The 8,513-nt window shown below is 66.6% G+C and carries 8 protein-coding genes and 1 tRNA gene; 6 read left to right on the forward strand and 3 right to left on the reverse strand.

What is annotated here, in order from left to right; genetic code table 11:
* From H926_RS0117505 to H926_RS0117525, 5 genes are all read left to right on the forward strand, one after another.
* The coding region (locus H926_RS0117505) for an SDR family NAD(P)-dependent oxidoreductase (RefSeq protein ID WP_022677465.1) at positions 1 to 671 on the forward strand (671 nt) is incomplete at its 5' end.
* Positions 672 to 692: 21 nt separating this feature from the next.
* Positions 693 to 1,844, forward strand: coding sequence for an alpha/beta hydrolase (locus H926_RS0117510; protein WP_022677466.1), 1,152 nt, complete (start codon positions 693 to 695; stop codon positions 1,842 to 1,844).
* A gap of 25 nt (positions 1,845 to 1,869) precedes the next feature.
* The gene (locus H926_RS0117515) at positions 1,870 to 2,277 is read left to right on the forward strand and encodes a VOC family protein (protein ID WP_022677467.1); all 408 of its coding nucleotides are present in this window, start codon (positions 1,870 to 1,872) and stop codon (positions 2,275 to 2,277) included.
* A gap of 203 nt (positions 2,278 to 2,480) precedes the next feature.
* Complete coding sequence (locus H926_RS0117520; RefSeq protein WP_022677468.1) at positions 2,481 to 3,479, forward strand: alpha/beta hydrolase; 999 nt, start codon at positions 2,481 to 2,483, stop codon at positions 3,477 to 3,479.
* Positions 3,479 to 4,807, forward strand: coding sequence for a glycoside hydrolase family 1 protein (locus tag H926_RS0117525; protein WP_022677469.1), 1,329 nt, complete (start codon positions 3,479 to 3,481; stop codon positions 4,805 to 4,807). Before H926_RS0117520 ends, H926_RS0117525 begins: the two co-directional genes overlap by 1 nt.
* Positions 4,808 to 4,843: 36 nt before the next feature.
* Here the strand turns inward: H926_RS0117525 and H926_RS0117530 are convergent.
* The 3 genes from H926_RS0117530 to H926_RS0117540 all read right to left on the reverse strand — a co-directional run bounded on the left by H926_RS0117530 (position 4,844) and on the right by H926_RS0117540 (position 7,937).
* Positions 4,844 to 4,919: transfer RNA gene (locus tag H926_RS0117530), tRNA-Val, on the reverse strand.
* Between the two features lie 52 nt (positions 4,920 to 4,971).
* The gene (locus H926_RS28485; protein WP_051146421.1) at positions 4,972 to 6,492 is read right to left on the reverse strand and encodes a DUF4139 domain-containing protein; all 1,521 of its coding nucleotides are present in this window, start codon (positions 6,490 to 6,492) and stop codon (positions 4,972 to 4,974) included.
* 11 nt (positions 6,493 to 6,503) lie between these two features.
* The gene (locus H926_RS0117540; RefSeq protein ID WP_237741084.1) at positions 6,504 to 7,937 is read right to left on the reverse strand and encodes a DUF4139 domain-containing protein; all 1,434 of its coding nucleotides are present in this window, start codon (positions 7,935 to 7,937) and stop codon (positions 6,504 to 6,506) included.
* A gap of 216 nt (positions 7,938 to 8,153) precedes the next feature.
* Here H926_RS0117540 and H926_RS28490 point away from each other — a divergent pair.
* On the forward strand, positions 8,154 to 8,513 hold a 360-nt coding region (locus H926_RS28490), incomplete at its 3' end, for a winged helix-turn-helix domain-containing protein (protein ID WP_148291790.1).

Consider the following 8,513-nt stretch of genomic DNA (forward strand, 5'->3'; position numbering starts at 1 on the left):
CGCTTGCCGATGCAGGCGCGACGGTCACGCTGGCGGCACGCAGCGCCGACGAGATCGCGGCAGCCGCAGCGGCCATCCGCGATGCCGGTGGGGCTGCCGAGGCCGTGGTCCTCGACGTGGCCGACCATGCGGCGGTTGCGGCATTCTTCGTCGGCCGCCCGGCCTTTCACGTGCTGGTCAACAACGCCGGAACCAATCGCCCCATGCCGATGTGGCAAGTGGGCGAAGCCGATTACGATGCGGTGATGGATCTCAACGTGAAGGCGGCGTTCTTCGTGGCGCAGGCCTGCGTACAGGCGATGATCGCCCAGGGCGTGCGCGGCAGCCTGATCCACATCGGCAGCCAGATGGGCCATGTCGGTGGGCCCAACCGCAGCCTCTACTGCGCGAGCAAGTGGGCGCTGGAAGGCATGAACAAGGCCTTTGCGCTGGACCTTGCCCCCCACGGCATCCGCAGCAACACCATCGCCCCCACGTTCATCGAAACCCCGATGACGCGCCCGTTCTTTGCCGACGAAAGCTTCAGGGCGAGCGTGCTGGGCAAGATCAAGCTGGGGCGGCTGGGCACGGTGGAAGACCTGATGGGTGCGGTGCTGTTCCTGGCGGGCGACGCCAGCGCGCTGATGACCGGGACCAGCCTCGTGGTCGACGGCGGCTGGACCGCAGACTGATTTTTCACAAGGAATTTGCACATGTTCGAGCCGTTTCCCGGAAACTACATCTGGAACCTGGGGATCAACCTGGCGCTGATCGCCGGGGGCAACCATGGCGAACTGGACGAGGTATGCCGCCCGGTGCGCGAGGCCGCCAAGGCCGGCGCCGATGCCGGATCGGCACAACTGTTCGACAGCTGGATCGCGGTGGCAGACCAGGTGACGCGCAATGCGCAAGCCGACGAAGCGGAAGGCTTCCTGCTGTCCGCCGGAACCAAGTATCTGCGGGCATCGGGCTATTACCTGGGGGCAGAGCGACTGCAGAGCCGTGACTATGCCCCGCGCTGGGCGGCCTATGACAAGGGCCTCGAACTCTATCTGAAGGGCGCCCGGCTGCGCGGGCAGCATGTCGAAAAGGTCGAGATTCCCTACGAGGGATCAAGCTATACCGCGCTGTTCTACCACGATGGCTCGGGCACGCCGCGGCCTACGCTGGTGTCGGTCAATGGGCTCGATTCGATGAAGGAACAGGTGGCCATGGCCGGCCACGCCGCGGTAAACCTGGAGCGCGGGATGAACACCCTGTTCGTCGACCAGCCCGGCACCGGCGAGGCGATCCGCAAGCGGGGCCTGCCGGCGGTCTATGACGCGGAGCGCTGGGGCAGCCCGGCGCTGGACTATCTGCTGACACGCAGCGACGTGATCCACGATCGCATCGGCATTTTCGGGCTGTCGTTCGGCGGCTATCACGCCCCGCGCATCGCCGCCAATGATCCGCGCTATGCCCTGTGCGCGGTCATGGGGGCAAACCACGTGTGGGGCCAGCGCCAGCGCGAGCGCGTGGCCAACGAGGGCGAGAACCCGGTGCCCCACTACTGGGACCACGTCATGTGGGTGTTCGGGATCGACGACCGGGATGCCTTCCTGAACTATGCCGACAGCATCACCCTTGACGGGCAGGTGGAAAAGATCCGGGTGCCATTCCTCGTCACCCATGGCGAAAACGACCGCCAGATTCCCGCCTTCAACGCCCAGCGCAGCTATGACCAGGCGGTCAACAGCCCGAAGCGCACGCTGCGGGTGTTCACCAAGGCTGACTTCGAGGTGGAGCACTGCGGCGCGGACAACGGCACGGGGATGCGCGACTACATCGCCGATTGGTGCGCACAGACGTTTGCGGAGATGGGATGATGGCAGCCAGAGCAGCAGCGCGCTGATGGCCGACTTCGCCTTCCACCACGCCGGGGTCTCAGTGCCCGATCTGGATGCCGCGATCGCCTGGTATCAGCGGGTGCTGGGCTTCACCCTCGAAAAGCGCTTCTACATCGAAGCCGCGCGCAGCCACACCGCGATGGTGCGCAAAGGCCCGCTGCGCTTTGAAATCTTCGAGGTGGAAGGCGCGGCACCCCTGCCCGAAGACCGGCGCCACCCACCGCGCGATGTGAAGACCCACGGCAACAAGCACGCGGCGTTCCAGGTGCCAGACCTCGACGCGTTCCTGGCGGAGATGGAGCAGAAAGGCGCCGACATCGCCTTTGTCGTGCGCGAAAGCTTTGGCAAAGGATGTTTCATCCGCGATTGCGCCGGCAACCTGATCGAGTTCGTGGAAGAGCCCGAAGCCTGACGGACGTGCCACAGGCCCGCGCTGGGAAAGCAAACATCGCCAAGCGCAGGCTGCGGGGCAAGGAATATCGGCAATTTTACGCAAGCGACCACGCGCGTCACCACTGTTAATCAGTGATTGAATCGGGTTGACCCTCACTCCATGCGACCCTACTGATCGCCGCTCGATAACGGGCTGCGACCGGCGGCGAATGGAGAGATGACGTGGCAGGCTTCCGCTTCAGCGTATCGCGCTATGGTATCGTACCTCTGCCGGCTGCGCGCCGCGCCGCCATGAAATGGCGTGCGCGTGGCGTGGCGGCCACCTCGGCTTTGCTGGCGGTGGCAGCACTCCTGCCTGCTGGCCCCGCTTTTGCGCAGTCCGGGATTTCCACCGAAGTCGTAGCGGCCCCAGCCCAACCCGACACCGTGCTGCTGCCCACGGCGGAACGCGTCGACCGCGAGGTCTGGCACAAGAGCGACGGCGGCAGGCTGGCGGTGCGCAATGTCACCCGGGCAACGCTGACCCTGTTTCGCCCGGCAGAGCCACGCACGCGCGCGGCCGTCATCATTGCCCCGGGCGGCGCGTTCCTCGGGCTCGAAATGGACAAGGAGGGCTGGCTGATCGCCCGCTGGTTCGCCAGCCACGGAGTCACGGCATTTGTTCTCAAGTACCGGACATTGCCGACGCCGCCAGACCAGAAAGTGTTCGTCGCCGAACTCGACAAGATGATTGCAGGACAGCCCAGCGTTCTCGCACCGCCTGCCGATACGCCACCAGCAGCGCTGGCCGATGGCCTGGCCGCACTGCGCTATGTGCGCGGGCATGCGGCCGAACTCGGCATCGACGCAAAGCGCGTCGGTTTCATGGGCTTTTCGGCAGGCGGCTTCCTCACCCGCAGCGTGATCGAGCACGGCGGCGCCGACAAGCCCGATTTCGCCGCGCCGATCTATCCCAACATGGGGCCGATGCAGGTCCCGGCCGATGCACCACCGATGTTCGTGGCGATCGCCGCCGATGACTTTTTGCTTGCCCGGCAACAGGGCCTGCCGTTGCTGGAAAGCTATCGTGCCGCGGGGCGATCGATCGAGTTCCACCTCTTCTCAAAAGGCGGCCATGGCTTTGCCGCCGCAGCGGCCGGATCGCCGGAAGAGGGCTGGCTGGACCTGATGCTCCGCTGGATGCGCACCCAAGGCCTGCTGGCCACACGAGGAGACAAGTGATGCAAACCGATCGTCGCAGCCTGCTCGCTTCGGCCATGGCACTCGGCGCTGCCGCCGGCACGCCGGTGCTGGTCCGGGCGGCGCAGGGCGCACCGCTCAGCCCGGCTTTCCCATCCGGCTTCCTGTGGGGCGCCTCGACCGCCGCGCACCAGGTGGAAGGCAACAACCTCAATGCCGACCTGTGGGTGATCGAGAATCTGCCCAACACCATGTTCGCCGATCGTTCGGGCGACGCGGCCAACAGTCTGGAGCTGTGGCCGGTGGATCTCGACCTGGTAAAGGGCCTTGGCCTCAACACCTATCGCTTCAGCCTGGAGTGGGCCCGGATCGAGCCTGACAAAGGGCATTTCTCCAATGCCATGCTCGATCACTATAAGGCGATGATCGCCGGGTGCCGCGCACGCGGGATCAAGCCGGTCGTGACCTTCAATCATTTCACCACCCCGCGCTGGTTCGCCGCGCAGGGCGGCTGGGGCAACCCGGAATCGGTCACGCTGTTTGCCCGCTTCTGTGATCGGGCGGTGCGCCATCTTGGCGCCGGCATCGAGCTGGCCTTGACCTTGAACGAGCCCAACCTGGCCGGCTTGCTGGGCGAATTGCTGCCCGCCCAGCTGGTTGCCGGCGACAAGGCCATGCAGGAGGCCGCCGCCCGCCAGTTGGGCGTGGCGCAGTATGCGCCCGGCGTGGCGATCTGGGTGGAAGAGCCGGCCACCTACCGCGCCCACATGATGGAGGCCCATCGCCGCGGCGTGGCCGCCATCAAGAGCGTGCGGCCCGACCTGCCGGTCGGCGTCAGCCTTGCCATCATCGACGACCAGGCGATCGGACGCCATTCGCTGCGCGATCGCATGCGCGAACGCTACTATGGCGAATGGCTGCGCCTGGCCGCCCAGACCTGCGACTTTATCGGGGTGCAGAACTACGAACGCAAAGTCTGGAACGACCGTGGCGTGGTCCCCCCACCGGCCGACGCGCGCAAGAATTTCACCGGCGCCGAGGTCTGGGCGGGATCACTGGCCGGCGCGGTGCGCTATGCCTGGGAAGCAACCAAGCTGCCGGTCTATGTGACCGAGCACGGCGTCAACACCACCGACGATTCTCTGCGCCAATGGCTGATCCCCGCCGCGCTGGCCGAACTCAAGCGCGCTATCGACGATGGCGTCCCGGTCCGCGGTTATATGCACTGGTCGCTGCTCGACAATTTCGAATGGGGTTTCGGCTACGCCCACCGCTTCGGCTTGCACAGCGTCGACCCAGCCACTTTCGCTCGCACCGCCAAGCCGAGCGCTGCCGTGCTAGGCGCCATCGCCCGACGGAACAGCCTGTAATTGCCGATATCTGGGGGACGCTCTGGAGCGTGGTCCTGGTGGGCGGTGACGGGCTCGAACCGCCGACCCTCTCGGTGTAAACGAGATGCTCTACCAACTGAGCTAACCGCCCCCGTGCGGGGAAGCCGGCCTTTGCGGGATTTGGTGGGCAAGGTCAATGGGGTTCACGCGCTGTCGGTCACCCGGAAGGCAAGCCGGGCGATGCCGTGGGCCGGAACGGTGACGCGCCATAGCGGCTGGCCGTTCTTGCGGGTGAGTGGGTGCGATGGGCTAGTCAGGCGCTGACCCTCGCCCAGCGGGATGGCCAGTTCCACGATGACCGGCTGATCGCGGCCGTTGGTGACGGCGGCGATATGATCGTGCGCACGCGCGTCATCGCGCTGGCGCCCATCGGCCTCGGCCAGGTACACGGCGGTGGCTTCGCCCAGTTCGATGTCGATCTCTTCGCCCACGGCCTTGTCGTCGATACGGCCCTCGCCCACAGGCAGCGTCGTGGCGCCGTGCGGTTCGAGGACCACGACGTGGCCCGCCGGCAGGGCCAGGCCCAGCCCCGCCGCCTTGCGATTGTTCAGCCGTAGCGCCTGGCGCAGAGGCTGGTCTTCGTGTTCGTCCAGTTGCAGCGTGCCTTTGTAGAATGGCTGCACCTTGACGGCGCGGCGATCGGCAAAGGCCATCTGCTTTTGCGCGCGCGGGGCGATCATGGTCGGCAATGGCAGGCGATAGAGCTTGAGATCGCCCAGCGCCTCTTGCTGCGCCATGACCGGGGCGCGGCGCTGGGCAGTGACGACGATATACTCCTTCGCTGCTACCGGGGCGGGGGCCATGAACTCCACCATCGGTGGAGGTGGCGGCGGAGGAGGTGGCGGCAGCGCCGTCTCGCATGTAAACAACAGCGATTGGTCATCGCCAAACCGATTTTCCCACCCGCGCGTCTGCTTTTCGGGCTTGCCAGCGACCACCGCTGCGGCGGCCCCGGCAAACGCGGTATCGTCGCTGCTCGCCAGCGTGATCCAGGCGGCCAGATCAAGGTGGCGCCCGTCGCGCGCCATGGTCAGGACATAATCCGCCCGCCAATCGAATCCCCAGGCGAGATAGCTGAGCGTGACCCGGCCATGCATTGCGGCAGGCGCCCTGGTCTGCACCGACAGCGTGGGCTTGGCCACCAGCCCGGCGGGCAGATCGGCATAGCTGATATATTCATCGGGCCAGGCGCAGCGCGCGCTGCGGAAACCATCGCGCGTCTGGATCACGGCAGCGCCATCAGGCCCGGAGCGGATCACAGCCTGCTCTTCCACCACCGCGCCACTGCGGGGATCGGTATGGCGCACAATCACCGGGCGGCCAAAGCTGCGGGCATAGAGATTGCGGGCGCCGATCAGATCAGCGTCGAGGTTCTGTTCGGCCACCCCCGCCGGCAACCCACGGACCAGCGCGGTTTCCGCCAGCATGCCTGCCGCCACCCCTTCAAACCGCACCGTGGCTGGCCCGGCAGGCAGGTCCACATCGCGGGTTTCGGTGACGAGGGCATAGCCGCGCAGCCAGCCGCGATCGAATGCCGCATCGGCGGCGCGCCCCGGTTCGCGGTAGATGGTGACGGCCACGCTGGCCGGCGCCGCGGACGTCACGGCCTGCTGCGCCAGGGCCAGGCCGGGCCACAGGGCCATGGCCGCGATCAGAGTGCGCATGATCGCGCCGCTCAATAGCGGGTGTCGATCGCGGCGGTCAGCGTTACCGCGCCGCGCGCCGGCACGGTGACATGCCAGACCCGGCTATCAAGCGAGAGCTGGCGGCCAGGCAGGCTCTCGGCCGAAACGCGGGTATCGTGCCAGCCATCGTCCAGGCCATCCTGGATCACGTCAACCTCCACCGGCACCGCGCGGGCATTGGTAACCTTCCACGCCATCTGGGTGCGCCAATACGTGGGGTGCTGTTCGATCGTGTATGTGACCGGCGCCGCATCATTACGGGTGATGCGCCATTGCGCGGTGCGTTCCCACTCGCTCGCGGTGATCTTTTCGCGCTTTTCGACGGTCGGCTGCACCTTCACGTCGAACGCCACGCCGGTTTTCAGCGCCAAATCCGATCCCATCGGCGTATGCGGCAGCGGGCTTTCACCCACGAACTGCGGATTGCCGCGCGCGTCGCGCATATAGACGCGCATCGTGCCAGCCGGCAGGGCATCACCCAGGCCGCCATCCTTGGCCGACGTAAAGGCGAGCACGGTATCGACGCTTTCGCCCTCTTCCGCGCTGTGCTGCCAGCCGTTGCGATATTGATAGACCTTGCGCGCCGGCACCCCGGCCACATTGAGGAAACTCACCTGCTTGGTCTGGGCATTGGCGACGGTGGTGCGCCCGGCCAGCGGATAGACATGGAAATCGCCCAGCGTCTCGCGCCCGTCGGCCCCGCCCGTGCCCATGCGATTGCCCATCGGGCGGCGCGGTGGACGGACATAGCGATCGCCATCGTCAGCCGCGTTGCTACCCGGCTGCCCCGCCACCAGCATGACGCGGGCATTGGGAAAGCCCGTGCCGGTCGTGTTGTTGAGCGTGATCCAGCCCTGGACATCGAGCTTGCCTGCGCTTTCATCGAACAGCGCCACATAATCGGCCTTCCAGCCGAATCCACCCGACAGATAGCGCAAGCCCACCGCGCGCGTGCCGGCGCTGGCCGCATCGAGCGTGACCGACAGCGTCGGGCGGGCGCGCAGGCCGGCAGGCAGGCCAGGGTAGACCACGCGGCCGGGCATATTGCGCAGGATCTCGATCCGGTTGCCGACCTGGACGACGGCGCCATCGTTGTTGGCCAGCACGTGCGCGCGCGTGGCCACTTCCTGGCCATCAGGCGTGGTGCGCACCACGCTCACATCCTGGCCCACCGACTTGTCGAGCAGCTTATCGGGCGTCAGCAGGTCGTAGTCGAAATTCTGTTCCACCACGGCAGCGCCGGGCGCCGAAAGGGTGACGGTTTCGGGCCGGATCTGGGCAGAGACATCGGGAAATTCCTGGCGGCTGATGCCCTTGGGCAGATCGATGCGCCGCACGTCTTCGACCAGGGCCATGTCGGCATAGATCGTCAGCGCCACATCACCCTGCGCGCTTGCGGCCTCGACCCCATTGGCGTCAGCCATCGCTGGCGCGGCGCCAAGCGCTGACGCCAGAGCCACGCCCAGCGTCGAAACCGTCAACCGTGGCCGCATCGCATTCTCTCCCGCATGGTCCGTGATGGCACGATAACCGATTGTTTCGCTTATACCATCGCCGATCGCACCAGCGCGGCGCAAAACGACGGCCATGCCTCTGCCGCCGCGCTTGAGCCAAACGGCATGCGCGCCTAAAACCCCGGCATGGCCGATGCAGCGCATATCAAGATCAAGCTACAGCTCTATTGCGGCGAGGCGATCGCCATGGGGCCGGGCAAGGCCGACCTGCTCGATGCCATCGCGCGCGAAGGCTCGATCTCGGCCGCCGGGCGCGCCATGGGGATGAGCTATCGCCGCGCCTGGCAACTGGTGGATGTGATGAACCGCTGCTGGCACGGGCCGCTGGTGGAAACCTTTCCCGGCAGCGCCCATGGTGGCGGGGCCAAGGTAAGCGACCTGGGGCAGCGCGTGCTGGCGCATTATCGCGCGCTTCAGGCACGGCTGGCCGGCGATGCCACCTGCGCCGATGCGCAGGCGCTTGCCGGCCTACTGCGGGCCGAGCCG

The sequence above is a fragment of the Novosphingobium sp. B-7 genome, from assembly GCF_000410615.1.
Lineage (GTDB): Bacteria > Pseudomonadota > Alphaproteobacteria > Sphingomonadales > Sphingomonadaceae > Novosphingobium > Novosphingobium capsulatum.

Coding starts and splice junctions, on each gene's coding strand:
- H926_RS0117510 (WP_022677466.1), top strand. CDS start 693: ATGTTCGAGCCGTTTCCCGGAAACTACATCTGGAACCTGGGGATCAAC.
- H926_RS0117515 (WP_022677467.1), top strand. CDS start 1,870: ATGGCCGACTTCGCCTTCCACCACGCCGGGGTCTCAGTGCCCGATCTG.
- H926_RS0117540 (WP_237741084.1), bottom strand. CDS start 7,937: ATGGCTGACGCCAATGGGGTCGAGGCCGCAAGCGCGCAGGGTGATGTG.
- H926_RS28485 (WP_051146421.1), bottom strand. CDS start 6,492: ATGCGCACTCTGATCGCGGCCATGGCCCTGTGGCCCGGCCTGGCCCTG.
- H926_RS0117525 (WP_022677469.1), top strand. CDS start 3,479: ATGCAAACCGATCGTCGCAGCCTGCTCGCTTCGGCCATGGCACTCGGC.